At 62.1% G+C, this 17,261-nt stretch carries 15 protein-coding genes; 12 read left to right on the top strand and 3 right to left on the bottom strand.

Annotated features, from left to right (window positions below; genetic code table 11):
• The first annotated feature begins 35 nt into the window (after positions 1-35).
• The 5 genes from BFW87_RS03825 (at position 36) to BFW87_RS03805 (ending at position 5,071) form a co-directional block, all read left to right on the top strand.
• Complete coding sequence (locus tag BFW87_RS03825; RefSeq protein WP_078738650.1) at positions 36-749, top strand: GntR family transcriptional regulator; 714 nt, start codon at positions 36-38, stop codon at positions 747-749.
• The gene (locus BFW87_RS03820) at positions 746-1,747 is read left to right on the top strand and encodes an ADP-ribosylglycohydrolase family protein (RefSeq protein ID WP_078738649.1); all 1,002 of its coding nucleotides are present in this window, start codon (positions 746-748) and stop codon (positions 1,745-1,747) included. Before BFW87_RS03825 ends, BFW87_RS03820 begins: the two co-directional genes overlap by 4 nt.
• Before the next feature lie 192 nt (positions 1,748-1,939).
• Positions 1,940-3,406 carry a purine-cytosine permease family protein gene (locus tag BFW87_RS03815; RefSeq protein ID WP_078738648.1) on the top strand — a complete coding sequence of 489 codons (1,467 nt, stop codon included), beginning with the start codon at positions 1,940-1,942 and terminating at the stop codon, positions 3,404-3,406.
• The gene (locus tag BFW87_RS03810) at positions 3,399-4,316 is read left to right on the top strand and encodes a PfkB family carbohydrate kinase (protein WP_078738647.1); all 918 of its coding nucleotides are present in this window, start codon (positions 3,399-3,401) and stop codon (positions 4,314-4,316) included. The genes BFW87_RS03815 and BFW87_RS03810 overlap by 8 nt, the downstream gene beginning before the upstream one ends.
• Before the next feature lie 26 nt (positions 4,317-4,342).
• Positions 4,343-5,071, top strand: coding sequence for a class I SAM-dependent methyltransferase (locus tag BFW87_RS03805; RefSeq protein WP_078738646.1), 729 nt, complete (start codon positions 4,343-4,345; stop codon positions 5,069-5,071).
• Between the two features lie 143 nt (positions 5,072-5,214).
• Here the strand turns inward: BFW87_RS03805 and BFW87_RS03800 are convergent, their stop codons facing one another.
• The 3 genes from BFW87_RS03800 to BFW87_RS03790 form a co-directional block, all read right to left on the bottom strand.
• A complete protein-coding gene (locus BFW87_RS03800; protein ID WP_078738645.1) occupies positions 5,215-5,478 on the bottom strand; it encodes a hypothetical protein in 264 nt (87 codons plus the stop codon).
• Between the two features lie 51 nt (positions 5,479-5,529).
• Positions 5,530-5,865 carry a hypothetical protein gene (locus BFW87_RS03795; RefSeq protein WP_078738644.1) on the bottom strand — a complete coding sequence of 112 codons (336 nt, stop codon included), beginning with the start codon at positions 5,863-5,865 and terminating at the stop codon, positions 5,530-5,532.
• Positions 5,866-5,950: 85 nt separating this feature from the next.
• Positions 5,951-7,147: an MFS transporter gene (locus BFW87_RS03790; protein WP_078738643.1), complete on the bottom strand. Its 1,197-nt coding sequence runs from the start codon at positions 7,145-7,147 to the stop codon at positions 5,951-5,953.
• Between the two features lie 348 nt (positions 7,148-7,495).
• On the opposite strand from BFW87_RS03790, the gene BFW87_RS03785 reads away from it, so the two are divergent.
• The 7 genes from BFW87_RS03785 (at position 7,496) to araH (ending at position 17,202) form a co-directional block, all read left to right on the top strand.
• Positions 7,496-11,533 carry a Pls/PosA family non-ribosomal peptide synthetase gene (locus BFW87_RS03785; RefSeq protein ID WP_078738642.1) on the top strand — a complete coding sequence of 1,346 codons (4,038 nt, stop codon included), beginning with the start codon at positions 7,496-7,498 and terminating at the stop codon, positions 11,531-11,533.
• Positions 11,476-12,099 (top strand): 4'-phosphopantetheinyl transferase family protein, encoded by a 624-nt coding sequence (locus tag BFW87_RS03780; protein WP_078738641.1) that lies wholly within the window; start codon positions 11,476-11,478, stop codon positions 12,097-12,099. Before BFW87_RS03785 ends, BFW87_RS03780 begins: the two co-directional genes overlap by 58 nt.
• Positions 12,100-12,165: 66 nt before the next feature.
• A complete protein-coding gene (locus BFW87_RS03775) occupies positions 12,166-12,645 on the top strand; it encodes a GNAT family N-acetyltransferase (RefSeq protein ID WP_026013792.1) in 480 nt (159 codons plus the stop codon).
• 253 nt (positions 12,646-12,898) lie between these two features.
• Positions 12,899-13,720: an SDR family oxidoreductase gene (locus BFW87_RS03770; protein WP_078738640.1), complete on the top strand. Its 822-nt coding sequence runs from the start codon at positions 12,899-12,901 to the stop codon at positions 13,718-13,720.
• 20 nt (positions 13,721-13,740) lie between these two features.
• Positions 13,741-14,721 (top strand): substrate-binding domain-containing protein, encoded by a 981-nt coding sequence (locus BFW87_RS03765; RefSeq protein WP_078738639.1) that lies wholly within the window; start codon positions 13,741-13,743, stop codon positions 14,719-14,721.
• Positions 14,718-16,217, top strand: coding sequence for an L-arabinose ABC transporter ATP-binding protein AraG (gene araG, locus BFW87_RS03760; RefSeq protein ID WP_078738638.1), 1,500 nt, complete (start codon positions 14,718-14,720; stop codon positions 16,215-16,217). Before BFW87_RS03765 ends, araG begins: the two co-directional genes overlap by 4 nt.
• Before the next feature lie 19 nt (positions 16,218-16,236).
• A complete protein-coding gene (araH, locus tag BFW87_RS03755; protein WP_078738717.1) occupies positions 16,237-17,202 on the top strand; it encodes an L-arabinose ABC transporter permease AraH in 966 nt (321 codons plus the stop codon).
• Positions 17,203-17,261 lie beyond the last annotated feature (59 nt).

The raw sequence follows: 17,261 nt of genomic DNA, 5'->3' as shown, positions 1-17,261 counted from the left end.
GCTGCAAATGGCCGCTATCGGTTATCAATTTGTACATGATTAGACATGTCCGATTTGATAAGAAAAAACGCGTCGTCGACGAGCTCATCCGCCGTATCGAGGCTGGAGTGATGGCCGACGGTTACCTGTTGCCGGGCGAGCATCAACTGGCCGAAGAGTTCGCGGTCAGCCGCGGCACCTTGCGTGAGGCGTTGGCCGAGCTTAAGCGCCGTAACTATATCGCCACCCAAAGCGGCGTCGGCTCCATCGTCACCTTTGACGGCATGGTGCTCGACCAACGCAGCGGCTGGGCCCAGGCCCTGGCCGACACCGGTGCGCAGGTCACCACCGATATTCTGCGCCTCGAAGCGGTAACGCGCCCGGACCTGTTCAGCCGTTTTGGCAGCGACAAATTCATCGCCCTCGACCGCCGCCGCTGCGCACCGGATGGCGTCTTCGTGTCCCTGGAACGCTCACTGATGCCAGCCTCCGGCGGCCTGGAAAGCCTGCCGGACGTAGGCCTTATCGACAACTCCCTGACCATCACCTTGGCGGCTTACGGCTATGTCGGCGCCGAAGGTGACCAATGGATCGGCGCCGAGCCCCTCAGCGATGAAGACGCCGAGCTGCTGGGCCGCCCGGCCGGTACGGTATTTCTCAAAGCCTCGCGCACCACCTACGACCGCCGCGAGCGCTTCATGGAGCACGTCGAAAGCTTGCTCGACCCTTTGCACTTTCGCCTGCACCTGCAGTTTGGAGCTTCGAAATGACCCCGATGTCCCGCGCACTCGGCGCGTTCTACGGCCTGGCGTTGGGCGATGCCCTGGGCATGCCTACCCAATCGTTGAGCCGTGAACAGGTGCGCGCGCGTTTCGGTGCCATCACCGGGCTGGAAGATGCCGATGCTGACCAACCCATCGCACCGAACATGCCCGCCGGTTCGATTACCGATGACACTGAACAGGCGATTCTGGTCGGTGAGTTGCTGGTGGAAGGGCAGGGCAAAATCGAACCCACGGTGCTCGCCCAGCGCCTGATCGACTGGGAAGCGGCTATGCGCGCCAAGGGCTCGCAGGACTTGCTCGGCCCATCGACCAAACGCGCGATCGACATGATCCTGGCCGGCCACACCCCGGAAGAATCCGGGCGTTATGGCACCACCAATGGCGCAGCGATGCGTATTACGCCGGTGGGTATTTCGGCCGACGTCAGCGACCCGGCGCAGTTTATCCAGGCGGTGATTCAGGCGTGCCAGGTCACCCATAACACCAGCCTTGGTATTTCCAGTGCAGCCGCTGTTGCTGCGGTGGTGTCGGCGGGCATCAATGGCGTGGACCTGGGTGAAGCGTTGAACATCGGTACTCAGATCGCCCAGCAGGCCGAAGGCCATGGCCACTGGATCGCGGGCGGGCGCATTTCCACGCGTATCAGCTGGGCGCGCACCCTGAGCGTCGGCAGCGGCGACAAAGCCCTGTTTGCCGACCTGCTCTACGAATTGATCGGCACCTCCGTCGCTTCCCAGGAGTCGGTGGTGGTGTCGTTTGCCCTCGCGCAACAAGTGGCGGTGGGTGCGATGAATGCCTTCGAGGCCCTGTGCCTGGCTGCCAGCCTGGGCGGTGACACCGACACCATCGCCGCGATCCTCGGCGCCATGTTGGGTGCTTGCCTGGGAATGCAGTGCTGGCCAGAGGCGATGGTTGAACAGGTCAAGCAGGTCAATGGTTTGGACTTGCAGCCGTTGGTGCTGGGGTTGCTCGAAATTCGCTAAGCACAATCGATCAAAAATGTGGGAGCTGGCTTGCCTGCGATAGCGGCTTTCCAGTCACTGATTTGCTAACTGGCCGACCGCTATCGCAGGCAAGCCAGCTCCCACATTAATTCGTGTTTGAGTCAGGACGACCGGTTAACGCTTTGATTCTCTGCCACAACCACAACAATACAGGCATCAGGAGCACCCCCCATGAGTACCCCTTCTTCCGGCCAAAGCGCCGGGCAACTGGAAACACGCGGCATCGAACCGGTTCCTGAAAGCGAGTGCAATGGCCACCCGCTGCAACTGTTCTGGGTGTGGTTCGCGGCCAACATCAGCATCCTCGGCTTACCCCTTGGCGCCACCCTGGTGGCGTTTCGCGGCCTGGCCATCTGGCAGGCGATCATCGTCGCCATCCTCGGCGCCGCGGGCTCTTTCGCCGTGGTGGGCATCATCTCCATCGCCGGTCGTCGTGGCCGTGCGCCGAGCCTGACGCTGTCCCGCGCCATCTTTGGCGTGCGCGGCAATATCGGCCCGACCATCGTCTCGCTGATGTCACGCCTGGGCTGGGAAACCGTCAACACCACCACCGCCGCGTTCGTGCTGCTGTCGCTGTGTTCGATCCTGTTTCACTCTCCGGTCGAGGCGAAAAGCGCACCGGTGCTGACGCTGATTTTCATCGCCATCTTCGTGCTGCTGACGCTGTCGGTTTCCGGCCTCGGCCACGCCACATTGCTGGTGATTCAGAAATGGGCCACCTACGTGTTCGGCGCCTTGAACATTCTGGTCGGCGGCTTTCTCTGTGCCACCATCGACTGGAGCGCCGTGTTCAATGCCACCCCGGCACCGCTGAGCGCGATGATCATCGGCGTCGGCACCATGGCCGCCGGCACCGGCATCGGTTGGGCCAACGCCGGTGCCGACATGTCGCGCTACCAGCACCGCAGCGTCAAGGCCGTGCGCCTGGTGGCCTCCGCCGCCTTCGGTGCGGGGATTCCACTGGTGCTGCTGATCACCCTCGGCGGCTTGCTGTCGGTGGGCAACAACGACCTCGCTTCGGCGACTGACCCGATCATCGCAATCCGCGACATGCTGCCCACCTGGATGGCGGTACCTTACCTGATCACCGCGTTTGGCGGGCTGCTGCTGTCGAACAACCTCTCGGTGTACTCGGCGGGCCTCACCACCTTGACCCTGGGCCTCAAGGTCAAACGCGTGCACGCGGTGATCGTCGATATCGTGGCGATCTTTGCCGGTTCGATTTACTTCATGCTGATCGCCGACAGTTTCTACGGCCCCTTCATCACCTTCATCTCGCTGCTCGCGGTGCCGATCACCGCGTGGGTCGGGATCTTCGTGGTCGACCTGATTCACCGTCATTACTACAGCCCCAAAGACCTGCTGGACGTCACCCCAAGCAGCGCCTACTGGTACCGCGGCGGCGTCGAATGGCGTGCGTTCGGCGCCTGGGCCGTGGCGATTGTGCTGGGTTTCAGCTTCACCACCATTGGCACCACCGCGCAAAACATCTGGTTCGCCGGACCTTTGTCCGACTCCTGGCTGGGCCACAACGGCCTGGGCTGGATCGTCACCTTCCTGGTGGCCGGCGGGATTTATGCAGTTCTGGGCGGCGCAGCTGACCGTCGCCCGGCTTTGGTAGAGCAACACAATGTCTAGATTGCTGCACACCGGCCAGGTCATCGTCGACCTGGTCATGGCCCTCGATACCCTGCCTGCAACCGGCGGCGACGTGCTGGCGAAATCCGCCAGCTTTGAAGCCGGCGGTGGCTTTAACGTAATGGCCGCCGCACGGCGTAATGGCCTGCCGGTCGTGTACCTCGGTCGTCACGGCAACGGGCGTTTCGGCGACTTGGCCCGCGCGGCGATGCTGGCCGAGGGCGTGGAAATGGCCCAGGCCGCCAGTGCGGACAAGGACACCGGTTTGTGTGTGTCCCTGACCGAGGCGACCACCGAGCGTACGTTCATTTCCCATATCGGCGCTGAAGGGGACTTGAGCGCCGATGACTTGGCGGCTGTGGTGCCGCGTGCCGACGACTACGTCTACGTCAGCGGTTACAGCCTGTTGCTGGAAGGCAAAGCGCAAGCCTTGCTCGACTGGCTGCTGGCGTTGCCACGTGAGATCAGCGTGGTGTTCGACCCGGGCCCGCTGGTTAAAGCGCCGGACTCGGCATTGATGGTCGCGTTGCTGCCACGCATCGATATCTGGACCAGCAATGGCCCCGAAGCCCTGGCGTTTACCGGCGCCAGTACGCTCGCCGAGGCGCTGCTCGAGCTCAATCGCCATCTGCCTGCCGAGACCCTGCTGGTCGTGCGCGATGGCCCGAATGGCTGTTGGGTCAGTCGTCAGGGGCAGGCCGAACATGTGCCGGGCTTCAAGGTTGAGGCAGTGGACAGCAACGGCGCGGGCGATGCCCATGCCGGTGTGTTTCTTGCCGGGTTGGCTGAGGGCTTGAAACCGGCGCACGCCGCTCGGCGGGCGAATGCAGCCGCAGCGTTGGCCGTCACGCGCTGGGGCCCGGCGACGTCACCAGGCACTGCCGAAGTGGACGCATTGTTGGCAGAATAGGCGGCTACTCAGCACGGAGCAGCCCCATGACTCAGAACATCTACGACACGCCGGCCTTCTTCGAGGGCTACAGCAAAATGGGCCGCTCGGTCGAAGGCCTCGCCGGCGCGCCGGAGTGGCCCGCCTTGCAGGCGTTGCTGCCATCGATGCGTGGTTTGAACGTGGTGGATCTGGGCTGTGGTTATGGCTGGTTCAGCCGTTGGGCGCAGGAACAAGGCGCTGCCCAGGTGCTGGGGCTGGATGTGTCACAAAAGATGCTGGCGCGCGCCGCCGAGATGACCTCTGCACCCGGCATCCACTACGCGATTGCAGACCTGGAACACCTCGACTTGCCTGCCGCCGGATACGATCTGGCCTACAGCTCGCTGGCCTTTCATTACATCGTTGACCTCAAGGGGCTGTTTGCGCGCATCCATCAGGCGCTCATGCCCGGCGGTCGCCTGGTGTTTTCCATCGAACACCCGATCTTCATGGCGCCACGTAATCCGGGCTGGTTGATAGACGAACAAGGACGCAAAAGCTGGCCGGTGGATGGCTATCAACTGGAAGGGCCACGGGTGACCAATTGGCTGGCGGACGGCGTGATCAAGCAGCATCGCACCTTGGGTACGTTGCTTAATCTGTTGATTCAGTCGGGGTTCACGTTGAGTCACGTGGAGGAGTGGGGGCCGAGTGAGGCAGACCTGCTTGCCCGGCCGGCGCTGGCAGAAGAGTTGGAGCGGCCAATGATGCTTCTAGTGTCAGCTCATCGCTGATTACTGATCCAAAACAGATCAAAAAATGTGGGAGCGGGCTTGCCCGCGATAGCGGTGTATCAGTCACCCAAAAATATAGACTGATCCACCGCCATCGCGGGCAAGCCCGGCTCCCACAGGGTTTTGCAGTGTATGCGAGGTTTTTAGCTCGCCTCACCTTCCAACTTGCGCGCCTCATCCACCCCGGACGCGGTCAGCTTGATCGGCAAATTCAGCGAGTACTCACCGGCAGCGTCGGTGGTCACATGCCCATCCTTGATAAGCCCGCGGTCCTGAAGAAACGCCAAGACACTGGCCACCTCTTTTTCGCCACGGTAGTTATCCAGCACCTCCTTGCCCAGCCCTGTCGGGTGGGCGTGCAGCAGGCGGGTGAGGACTTCTTTTTCAAGGTTTCGATCGACGTTCATGCATACCTCTTCACTGGGGAATGATCGGGTGTAATTCGTGCAAGCGATGAATCAAGGCGCAGGCTGTTTTGGCGCGCCGGGAATGTTGTTGTCATCGCCTTTGTTGATTTTCGGACCCATTTTCCCGTTACCGACAGCGGCAGGCGCCTGGCGTTGGGTGTCGTTGCCCTGGGTGCGTGGGTCGGCGCCGGCGTTGTTGTCGATGACTGCGCCACCGTTGGTGTCAAGGCCGGTGCCCATCGAATCCTGGGATTCCTGGGTGGCAGGGCTTGGCGGGCTGCCGACGGGGTCGGTCTTGCCGGTCGACGAAGTCGCGGCAAAAGCGCCGAGTGAGGTGGCAGACAGCAGGCCGGTGAGGGCGAGGGCAGCAAACTTGGAATTCTTCATGGGGGTGTCTCCATATGATTAATGTCCTTACCCTTTATTGGTCCGCGCCCATTCGCCGTTCGTGCCTTGATGGCGACGAACGGTATCAGCCCACCTGTAAGATTTTGTGTGCCCTGTTTCGGCGATGGATTAGCCGCATCACCGTGATCAGCCAATTGAAGAGCGCTACCCCCAGCACTACCGCCAACAGCGTTGGCAGGCCGTGGTCAACGATGAGCTTGCCCGCCAGCAGGGGAAAGCCGAACACACCCACAAAGTACGCCAGGCTGAACAGGAGCAAGGCTTGAGACGTGGTGCCCGCGGGGGCTTCATTGGCGACCAGCCCGTTGATCACCGAATACGTCAGGCCATAACCCACCCCAAGCGTCACCGCCGCCAACACATAACTGAAGCCTCCCGACACCCCAAAGGCAAACAGCCCCACCGATATCAGCATCAACCCCGACAACACACACGCCGCGCCATACGCATCACGCCTGACGACAAAGCCCGCGATCAACAGGCGGCTGGTGATCGCCGCACTCAGAAAGCCCAGAAAGAACAACGAATAATCCAGCGAATGCGCCGTCGCATAGCTGGTCTGGAACGATGACAATCCACCGAATACGCAACCGCCCAAGCCGACCATCAAGATCGCGAACGCCGCTTTGGAGGACAGCACCTGACGGGTCGCCGCCCAGGAAATTTTTGCCATCGGTGCATTGGCCTGTGCCTTGAGGTGCGCGCCCAGGCGCCAGAACATCAGCACACCGACCAGGCTGGCGACTGCGGCGATGTAGAAGGCCGTGATCAGCGGTAACCCCAGCGCACTCGACGCCCGCCCCAGCAGAGGACCCGAACCGATGCCGCTCAACATGCTGCCCGACAGCAGCGCGAAGTGTCGGGCCCGGTGCCGGGGTTCGACCAACGCGGCCACGATGATCGGCCCCAGCGTGTAAAACACCCCCCAGCCGAGCCCGAGTGCCAAGCCGAACAGCATCAAGCCTTCGCCAAACCCCGGCGTCAGCGCAAAACCCGAACAGGCCACCGCCAGCATGAGCCCGAGCAAGGCAATCGAACGCGCAGCGCCCAACCAATCTGCCAAATGCCCAGACACCAGCACCGCCACAAAGGTGCTCAGCATGGCCATGGAAATCACGCTGCCGGCGTCGTGTTCATTGCCGCCGCGCGCGTGTATCAGCAGTGACAACAAAAACGTCGAGCCGTAGGACAAGGACAGCAGAAAGCTGGCCAGACAAAACAGCACAAACAGCTTTCTGGAAAACCTCGACGCGGTGGGCATGGTGTGGACCTGGCTGTAATTGGATTTATGGCGTCAATATTTAACACGCTTGAGCCTGAGGTTTGTTGCCCGGTTACCTGCCTCAGCGTTAGCCCACGGCGGAGTAAAGCCCCGCTGTGTTTGGCCTCCAGACGAGCGGTCAAGCCGAGCGCGTTCGTTCAACCGCCGTACAGCTGACGTTTGCGATAGTCCTGATGCGTTGTCCGGGTCATGCGGTATCTGTCGCTTTCAAGTCAGAGCTGAAGGGCCTCGTACGCCTATAAATGTATCGATGGCGATACGAAGTGGACACGCGGCTTTACAAACGGCGCCTTAGCCGGACGACTCCACACAGCGAACACTGCCGCCATGACTACTGTGACCTTGCTGAAAGCCCCCGTCATCACTCGCCCCACCGAGGTGTTATACGGCCCCCTCCAGCCCGAATTGTTGCGTAACGAAGTGCTCGCCGATCTGCTCGAAGCCACGGTGCGGCGTACGCCGCAACAGGTCGCGCTGATCGACGGTGAACGCCAGCTCACCTATGGCGAGCTGGACCGGCAAGCCAACTGTGTCGCCTCACGGTTGATCGAGGCGGGCGTGCGCCCCGGGCAGATTGTCGGCCTGTGGATGCCGCGCGGCCTCGAGCTGTTGATCGCCCAGGCGGGCATCGCCAAGACCGGCGCGGCGTGGCTGCCGCTGGATCAGGACACGCCGCTTGAGCGCCTGCAGATTTGCATGGAGGACGCAGGTGCAGTCGGCGTTGTGTGTGGCGACGACACTGCCATGGCGCTGCGTGAAGCAGGGCTCATTGCGTGGTGCGCAAGCGAACTGCTCGCTGCGCTGGATGGCCCGTTGCAACGCCGCGCCACTGCCAACCCCGAAGACCCGGCGTACGTCATCTACACCTCCGGTTCGACTGGCAAACCCAAGGGCATCCTGATTTCCCAGGGCAGCATCTGCCACTTCCTGCGCAGTGAAAATGCGGTACTGGGCATCCAGGCCAGCGACCGGGTGTATCAAGGGTTCTCGGTGGCCTTCGACATGTCGTTCGAAGAAATCTGGATCGCCTACCTGGTCGGCGCCACGCTGTGGATCGGCCCCAAAGACATCACCGGCGACCCCGAAGCGCTGCCGCGCATGCTCACGCAACAGCGCATCAGCGTGTTGCATGCGGTGCCTACGCTGCTGGCGCTGTTCAGCGAAGATGTGCCAGGCCTGCGGCTGATCAACCTCGGCGGCGAGATGTGCCCCGAGTCGCTGGTCGAGCGCTGGAGCCGCCCCGGCCGGCAGATATTCAACACCTACGGCCCCACCGAAGCCACGGTTTCAGCCAGCCTTGCACGCCTCACGCCGGGCGCGTCGGTAACCATCGGCACGCCGCTGCCCAACTACGGCTTGCTGGTGATCGAGGCCGACCTGGCCCCAGGCGCCTCGCCGACCTTGCTGGCGCGTGGGCAGACCGGCGAGCTGTGCATCATCGGCCCTGGCCTGGCCGAAGGGTATTTGGGGCGACCTGATCTGACCCGCGAAAAATTCATCGAAAACCCGTGGTCCACCGGCTACTACGACGAGCGTCTGTACCGCACTGGCGACCTTGCGCGCATCGATGCCGAGGGCCAAGTGGTGTGCCTGGGACGTGCGGATGACCAAGTAAAGATTCGCGGTTTTCGGGTGGAGCTGGGCGAAATCGAAGCCTTGCTCGCCCAGCAGCCGGGTGTCGGCACCGTGGCGGTGCTGCTGCGCAATGACGGCGGCATGGATCAACTGATCGCGTATCTGGTGCCAGACGGCGGCCAGCCGATTGAAGGGTTGCCCGCACTGTTGCGCAAGGCCTTGCAGGCGCGGTTACCCGCCTACATGGTCCCTGGCCGCTTTGAACTGCTCGACAGTATGCCGCGCCTGACCTCCGGCAAAATCGACCGCAAGGCCCTCAAGGCGCGGCCTTTGGGCGCAGACACCAGCGGCGCAAACCTGGAGTCGGACGCGCCGGAAAACCCGTCTGAAATCGCGCTGTTCGGCGCCCTGGAAAAACTCTTCCCCGGCCAGCCGATTCGACGTGACGCAGATTTTTTCTGCGACCTCGGCGGCCATTCCTTCTTCGCCGCGCGCCTGGCTTCGGCCCTGCGTGCGGATGAACGTTATGCCCACATCACCGTGCGCGATATTTATCAGCAGCGCCGCGTCGGCGCCATCGCCGAGGTGCTAGAGGCCGCGCCGCAACCCGCTGTGCAGGAAGCCGCCTGGACTGCGCCGTCAGCCCTGGCGCGCTGGCGTTGCGGGCTGGCTCAGGCGGCGGTGATGCCGGCCATGGTGTGCCTGCGCATGAGCCAGTGGCTGGCACCGTTTTTCACCTATCACTACCTCACCGGCGGCCCCGGTGATTCGGTGCTGACGGCAACCGTGGCGTCGATTGGCGTGTTCCTGTTGGCGACGCTGTTGCAGTTTGGATTGGCGATCGCCGGCAAATGGCTGATTGCCGGGCGCTTGAAAGCGGGCGTCTATCCGTTGTGGGGCTTCACGTATTTTCGCTGGTGGGCCGCTTCGCGCATGGTTGAGTCGGCGCCGGTCTACCTGTTGAGCGGTTCGTCGTTGTACGGCCTGTGGCTGCGTGCACTGGGTGCCAGGGTCGGGCGCGAAGTGACTATCGGCTCACTGGGCGTGCGCGTGCCGGACCTGCTGCACATCGGCGATGAAGTCAGCATCGGCAACGGCGTGAGCCTGGAAAATGCCCGGGTCGAGCGCGGCCAGTTGCACCTGGGCCGGGTCACGATTGATAACAATGCCTGCCTGGGTTCCTACACGATTCTGGAAGGTAATACCTCCGTCGGCCGCAGCGGTCACCTGCAAGGGCAATCGGCGCTGGCGGACGGACGCAGCGTGCCGGCGGAGCGCATCTGGAGCGGCTCGCCGGCGGTGGATATCGGCGCGTTTGCCCCCGCCAGCTTGCCGCCTCGGCCGGTGGTGGGGCGCGGGCAACTCGCGCTGGAAAATGCGTTTTATGTGGGCGGTATTCTGCTGATCGCCACGCTGTTTTTCATGCCGGTGTTTCCAACGTTTTTCCTGATCGACTGGTTCGACGCGCAGCACGTCCTGCCGTGGTTGCAGGAGCAGCACGTGAGCCTGCAACTGCTGCGTTACTTTGCCCTGGCATTGCCGGCGGCGGCGGTGCTGATCGTGATGATGCTGCTGGTGTCTGCCGGCCTGCGCTGGGCGGTGCTGCCACGTCTGAAACCGGGCAACTACCCGGTGCACAGCCGGGTGTATTGCAGCAAATGGCTGGTCAGCCATATTCAGGAAGCCAGCCTCAATGTGCTCTCGGGCCTGTATGCCACGGTGTACGCGCCGCTCTGGTATCGCCTGCTGGGCGCACGGGTGGGCCGTGATGCGGAAATCTCCACAGCCCAGGGCGTGATTCCCGACATGCTCACGCTGGGCGATGAAACCTTTATCGCCGACGCCGTCATGCTCGGCGATGAGCAGGTGGATGGCGGCTGGATGCGCATTCAGCCGACCGTGGTGTCGCACCGCAGTTTTGTCGGCAATGGCAGCTACATCCCCGACGGCACTACCTTGCCCGAGAACGTGTTGATCGGCGTGCATTCCCGTGCACCGGCAAATGCTGAGATTGCCAGCGGCGACACTTGGCTGGGCTCGCCACCGATCAACTTGCCGGCACGCGAGCAGGTCAGCGGGTACCCCGACCACCTGACCTTCCGCCCTTCGCTGTGGCGCCGCCTGGCCCGTGGCTCAATCGAAGGCCTGCGCATCGTATTGCCCCACGCCACCGTGATCGCCGTGGGCTACACGGTGATGATGGATTTGATGCCGGTGGCCGAAGAAGAGCGTTGGGGCGCGGTGCTGGGGTACCTGGCGCTGATCGGCCTGGCCTACAGCCTGGGCAACTACCTGTTCGTCGCGGCCTTGAAGTGGCTGGTGATGGGCCGTTATCGCAAACGCTCCGAAGCCATGTGGACGCCGTTTGTGTGGTTGTCGGAAGGCATCACCAGCCTCTACGAAGGCATGGCGGCGCCCAACTTCATGAGTTACCTGCGCGGCACACCGTGGCTGCCCCTGGCCTTTCGCGGACTGGGCTGCAAGATCGGGCGCGGGGTCTACATGGACACCACCGACATCACTGAATTTGACTGCGTGAGCATCGGTGACCACAGCGAATTGAACGCCGGTGCTTGCCCGCAGACCCACCTGTTCGAAGACCGCGTGATGAAAATCGACCAGGTGCTGATCGGCGACCATGTCTACATGGGCCCGCGCAGTTCGGTGCTGTACAGCGCCGAAGTCGGCAATGGCGCGCGGCTCGGCCCGCTGACCCTGGTGATGAAGGGCGAGTGCATTCCCGCGTCGAGCAGTTGGGTTGGCTGCCCGGCGGCACCGGCGCGAGGCTGACAGCCATGCACGTATTGATGTGGCCCCAGGCGCGCCCGCGTTTGCAGGACGGCGTATTGCTGATTGGTGTTCAGCACGCCCCAGGCAGTACTCGAGACATGGCCCGCGCGCAAGTGCGGCAGGCACTGAGCCAGGCCTTGCAGCAGATGCTCGACGTGCCGCCGACGCGCATTGGCATTCACTCCGTGCCCGGCCAGGCGCCGCAGATCCGCCTGCCGGGGCATGCGGACGCGGGGCTTTCGATCAGCCACGACGGCGATTTTTCGGTGGCCGCCGTGCATTTGTACGGCCCGGTCGGCATCGACGTGATGGCCGTGCAAGACACGCCTGACTGGCGCGGTGTGGCCAGCGACTACTTGGGCCCAAGGGTGCTGGCGCGCTTGTGCACCGCGACCCAGGCGCAGCGTGCCCGGCTGTTCACTCGCGCGTGGTGTGAGCGCGAGGCGCGGCTCAAGTGTGTGGGGCAGGCGCTGGGCGAATGGTCACCGCGCGTGGCGCGCGGCTGTCGTACCGTTGAGATGGGCTTGCCGGCGGGGCGGGTCGGCGCCTTGGCACTGCGCGCATAAATTGCGCTGCAATCGGTCATGAAAGCCCCTTAGTATGTGTGCTTTGAATTTGCCCAAGGCTCGCCCATGACCATCGAGATTCGCCCCGCCGTGCCCAGCGATGCTGCGCAGATCCTGACCTTCATCACCGAGCTTGCCGAGTACGAAAAGGCCCGGCATGAAGTGATCGCCAGCGTGGTGGATATCGAGCGCAGCCTGTTCAGCGAAGGCGCCACCGCCCATGGCCTGATCTGCTCACGGGACGGTTTGCCGATCGGCTTTGCGGTGTTCTTCTTCAGCTATTCGACCTGGCTTGGCAGTAACTGCCTGTACCTCGAAGACCTCTACATCAACCCCGAACAACGCGGCGGCGGGGCGGGCAAGAAGCTGCTGCGCCACCTGGCCAAGATCGCCTGCGACAACGGTTGCGGGCGTTTCGAGTGGAGCGTGCTGGACTGGAACGAACCGGCGATTGCCTTCTACAAATCCATCGGCGCGCAGCCGCAGGAAGAGTGGGTGCGCTATCGTATGGAAGGCAATGCGCTGCGCGATTTTGCCCAGGGCTGAAAACACTGAATACCCACTGTGGGAACAGGCTTGTGTGGGAGCTGGCTTGCCTGCGATAGCATCACCTCGGTTCAACTGGAATACCGAGGTGATGCTATCGCAGGCAAGCCAGCTCCCACACAGATCGGTTCCCACATTTTTTTGTGAAATGTTCACTATATGGGATGCAAATTTATATATTGAGATATTTCAAACGTTGGGTTTATAGTCGGCAGCATCAGCACTCACTACCAAAAATAAAACAGGTGAAGCGATGCAGCCCCAACCGTTGTCACTACCCGCCGTGCCCGAGCCGACTTACGGCGAGCGGCTGAAAAACAAAGTGGTGATCATCACCGGCGCCGCCCAAGGCATTGGCGAGGCGATCGTCGCCTGCTTCCAGGCCCAGCAGGCGCGGCTGGTCATCGCCGATATCCAGGGCGACAAAGTCGAAAAAGTCGCGGCCCACTGGCGCGAACGTGGCGCCGAGATCTACGCCCAACCTGTCGATATCACCTCCAAAGAGCAATGGCAGGCGCTGGTCAATGTGGCCATCGAACGCTTTGGCCGCGTAGACGTGTTGATCAACTGCGCCGGGGTTAACGTATTCCGCGACCCGCTGGAAATGACCGACGAAGACTGGCGCCGCTGCTTTGCCATTGACCTCGACGGTGCCTGGTTCGGCTGCCGCACGGTGTTGCCGCACATGATCGAGCAGGGTATCGGCAACATCATCAACATCGCCTCCACCCATTCCAGCCACATCATTCCCGGCTGCTTTCCCTATCCCGTCGCCAAGCATGGCTTGCTCGGGCTGACCCGCGCGCTGGGCATCGAGTACGCGCCCAAGGGCATCCGCGTGAATGCCATCGCCCCGGGCTATATCGAAACCCAGCTCAACGTCGATTACTGGAACGGTTTCCCCGACCCCCACGCCGAGCGCCAGCGCGCGTTCAACCTGCACCCGCCCAAGCGCATCGGCCAGCCGGTTGAAGTGGCGATGACTGCGTTGTTTCTGGCGACCGACGAAGCTCCCTTTATCAATGCAACCTGCCTGATGATCGATGGCGGGCGTTCCGTGATGTACCACGACTAATCCAACAACAGAGGTGGTTCATGTTCAAAAAGACTCTAGGCGCTGTGGCACTGGCTGTTGCCTTCAGCGGTTTTGCATCTGCCGAAGAAGTGAAGATCGGCTTTCTGGTCAAACAGGCCGAAGAACCCTGGTTCCAGACCGAATGGGCCTTCGCCGAAAAAGCCGGCAAGGACCAGGGCTTCACCGTGATCAAGATCGCCGTGCCTGACGGCGAGAAAACCCTCTCGGCCATCGACACCCTCGCCGCCAACGGCGCCAAAGGCTTTGTGATTTGCCCGCCGGACGTGTCCCTCGGCCCGGCAATCATGGCCAAGGCCAAGCTGAACGGTTTGAAGGTATTGGCGGTGGACGACCGTTTCGTCGACGCCAAGGGCAAACCCATGGAAGACGTGCCTTACGTCGGCCTGGACGCTTACAAGATCGGCCAGAAACAAGGCGAAGCCATGGCCACCGAGGCGAAAAATCGCAAGTGGGACTGGAAGGAAACCTACGCCGTCATCAACACCTTTGACGAGCTGGAAACCGGCAAGAAACGCACCGACGGTTCGGTAGAAGGCCTCAAGGCCGCCGGCCTGCCGGCTGACCACATTCTGTTCAGCGCGCAGAAAACCCTCGACGTACCGGGCAGCATGGATTCGACCAACTCGGCGCTGGTGAAACTGCCAGGCACCGCGAAAAACCTGATCATTGGCGGCATGAATGACAGCACCGTGCTCGGCGGCGTACGCGCCACCGAAAGCGCCGGCTTCAAAGCGGCCAATGTGATCGGCGTCGGCATCAACGGCACCGATGCGATTGAAGAACTGAAAAAATCCGACACCGGCTTCTACGGCTCGATGCTGCTGAGCCCGGATGCTTCCGGCTACAAAACCGCCACCGCGATGTTTGAGTGGGTGACCAAAGGCACCGAGCCTGCCAAGTTCACCGCGCTGGACAACGTGACCCTGATCACCCGCGCCAACTTCAAGGAAGAGTTGAGCAAAATCGGTCTGTGGAAATGACTGGCGCGGCCCTGCGTTTCAACGGCATCGGCAAGGAATTTCCCGGTGTGAAAGCCCTGGCGCAGATCAGCTTTGAAGCGCGGCCGCACGAGGTTCACGCGCTGATGGGCGAGAACGGCGCGGGCAAGTCGACGCTGCTGAAAATCCTCGGCGGCGCCTACATCCCGAGCAGCGGTTCACTGCAGATCGGCGAACAGACCATGGACTTCAAAAACGCCGCCGACAGCATTGCCAGCGGCGTGGCGGTGATCCACCAGGAGCTGCATCTGGTGCCGGAAATGACCGTGGCCGAGAACCTGTTCCTGGGGCATTTGCCGTCGCGCTTCGGCGTGGTCAATCGCAGCCGGCTGCGCGAGCAGGCGTTGGCGTGCCTCAAAGGCCTGGCCGACGAAATCGACCCTGAGGAAAAGCTTGGGCGCTTGTCCCTGGGCCAGCGCCAACTGGTGGAAATCGCCAAGGCGCTGTCGCGTGGCGCGCATGTGATTGCTTTTGATGAGCCTACCAGCAGCCTGTCGGCACGGGAAATCGACCGGCTGATGGCGATCATCACGCGCCTGCGCGATGAGGGCAAAGTGGTGCTCTACGTGTCGCACCGCATGGAAGAAGTGTTCCGCATCTGCAATGCGGTCACGGTGTTCAAGGACGGCCGCTTTGTGCGTACGTTTGACGACATGGCCGCGTTGACCCACGACCAGTTGGTGACGTGCATGGTCGGCCGCGACATTCAGGACATCTACGACTATCGCCCGCGCGAGCATGCTGAAGTCGCGCTCAAAGTCGACGGCCTGCTCGGCCCGGGCTTGCGTGAGCCGGTGAGCTTTCAGGTGCGCAAGGGCGAAATTCTCGGGTTGTTTGGCTTGGTCGGGGCAGGGCGTACCGAGCTGTTCCGCTTGCTCAGCGGCTTGGAGCGTTCCACCGCCGGGCACCTGGAACTCTGCGGCGAAACTCTGCCACTGCGTTCGCCACGTGATGCCATCGCCGCCGGTGTGCTGCTATGCCCTGAGGATCGCAAAAAGGAAGGCATCATTCCCCTGTCCAGCGTCGCCGAAAACATCAACATCAGTGCACGCGGCGCCCATTCCACGTTTGGCTGGCTGTTGCGTGACGGCTGGGAGAAGGGCAACGCCGACCAGCAGATCAAGGCGATGAAGGTCAAAACGCCGAACGCTGAACAGAAAATCATGTACCTCTCCGGCGGTAATCAGCAGAAGGCAATTCTGGGCCGCTGGCTGTCGATGCCGATGAAGGTTTTGCTGCTGGATGAACCGACCCGCGGCATCGATATCGGCGCCAAGTCGGAGATCTACCAGATCATCCACAACCTGGCGGCGAGTGGCATCGCGGTGATTGTGGTGTCCAGCGACCTGATGGAAGTGATGGGCATTTCCGACCGCATTCTGGTGATGAGCGAAGGCGCCCTGACCGGCGAATTGAACCGCGACCAGGCGGATGAAGCACGGCTGTTGCAACTGGCTCTCCCGCGTTCGCGGGCTTGAAGAATTCGAGGGTATGGGTATGTCACAGGTAAAAACTGCAAAGGGCTTCTGGCCGGCGTTCAACCAGCGCAAGTTCCTCGATGACTGGGTGATGCTGCTCGCCGCGTTGACCATTTTTGTGCTCAGCGCGCTGTTCATCGACAACTTCCTCTCGCCGCTGAACATGCGTGGCCTGGGCCTGGCGATTTCCACCGTCGGCATTGCTGCGTGCACCATGCTGTTCTGCCTGGCGTCGGGGCATTTCGACTTGTCGGTGGGCTCGGTCATCGCTTGCGCCGGGGTGGTGGCGGGGATTGTGATCCGCGATACCGACAGCATGCTGCTCGGCGTGTCGGCGGCGTTGGCCATGGGCCTGGTGGTGGGGCTGATTAACGGCATCGTGATTGCCAAGCTGCGCATCAATGCGTTGATTGCGACGCTGGCGACCATGCAGATTGTGCGCGGGCTGGCCTATATCTTCTCCAACGGCAAGGCGGTCGGGGTGATGGATGAACGCTTCTTCGTGTTCGGCAACGGCCAACTGATGGGCGTGCCGGTGCCAATCATCATCACCGTGCTGTGCTTTGTGTTCTTCGGCTGGCTGCTCAATTACACCACCTACGGGCGCAACACCATGGCCATCGGCGGCAACCAGGAGGCGGCGTTGCTGGCCGGGGTGAACGTCGATCGCACCAAGATCATCATCTTTGCTGTGCACGGTCTGATCGGTGCGCTGGCCGGGGTGATCCTCGCCTCGCGCATGACCTCGGGCCAGCCGATGATCGGGCAGGGGTTTGAGCTGACGGTGATTTCCGCTTGCGTGTTGGGCGGGGTGTCGTTGAGTGGCGGCATTGGCATGATTCGGCATGTGATTGCCGGGGTGCTGATTCTGGCGATCATCGAGAACGCGATGAACCTGAAGAACATCGACACGTTTTATCAGTACGTGATTCGCGGTTCGATCCTGTTGCTGGCGGTGATCATCGACCGGATGAAACAGCGCTAGAAACCCGATCCAAACAACACTGCAGGTCAAATGTGGGAGCTGGCTTGCCTGCGATAGCA

This window comes from Pseudomonas fluorescens (genome assembly GCF_002022275.1).
Classification (GTDB): domain Bacteria; phylum Pseudomonadota; class Gammaproteobacteria; order Pseudomonadales; family Pseudomonadaceae; genus Aquipseudomonas; species Aquipseudomonas fluorescens_AJ.
The sequence above is the reverse complement of the archived record's forward strand: the minus strand, read 5'-3'. Positions and strand labels throughout refer to the sequence as shown.

Bases quoted from the DNA above. Each gene is read 5' to 3' on its own strand.
- BFW87_RS03820 (WP_078738649.1), top strand. From the start codon at position 746: ATGACCCCGATGTCCCGCGCACTCGGCGCGTTCTACGGCCTGGCGTTG.
- BFW87_RS03800 (WP_078738645.1), bottom strand. From the start codon at position 5,478: ATGAACGTCGATCGAAACCTTGAAAAAGAAGTCCTCACCCGCCTGCTG.
- BFW87_RS03765 (WP_078738639.1), top strand. From the start codon at position 13,741: ATGTTCAAAAAGACTCTAGGCGCTGTGGCACTGGCTGTTGCCTTCAGC.
- BFW87_RS03795 (WP_078738644.1), bottom strand. From the start codon at position 5,865: ATGAAGAATTCCAAGTTTGCTGCCCTCGCCCTCACCGGCCTGCTGTCT.
- BFW87_RS03805 (WP_078738646.1), top strand. From the start codon at position 4,343: ATGACTCAGAACATCTACGACACGCCGGCCTTCTTCGAGGGCTACAGC.
- araH (WP_078738717.1), top strand. From the start codon at position 16,237: ATGTCACAGGTAAAAACTGCAAAGGGCTTCTGGCCGGCGTTCAACCAG.
- BFW87_RS03770 (WP_078738640.1), top strand. From the start codon at position 12,899: ATGCAGCCCCAACCGTTGTCACTACCCGCCGTGCCCGAGCCGACTTAC.
- BFW87_RS03825 (WP_078738650.1), top strand. From the start codon at position 36: ATGATTAGACATGTCCGATTTGATAAGAAAAAACGCGTCGTCGACGAG.
- BFW87_RS03810 (WP_078738647.1), top strand. From the start codon at position 3,399: ATGTCTAGATTGCTGCACACCGGCCAGGTCATCGTCGACCTGGTCATG.
- BFW87_RS03790 (WP_078738643.1), bottom strand. From the start codon at position 7,147: ATGCCCACCGCGTCGAGGTTTTCCAGAAAGCTGTTTGTGCTGTTTTGT.
- BFW87_RS03775 (WP_026013792.1), top strand. From the start codon at position 12,166: ATGACCATCGAGATTCGCCCCGCCGTGCCCAGCGATGCTGCGCAGATC.
- araG (WP_078738638.1), top strand. From the start codon at position 14,718: ATGACTGGCGCGGCCCTGCGTTTCAACGGCATCGGCAAGGAATTTCCC.
- BFW87_RS03785 (WP_078738642.1), top strand. From the start codon at position 7,496: ATGACTACTGTGACCTTGCTGAAAGCCCCCGTCATCACTCGCCCCACC.
- BFW87_RS03815 (WP_078738648.1), top strand. From the start codon at position 1,940: ATGAGTACCCCTTCTTCCGGCCAAAGCGCCGGGCAACTGGAAACACGC.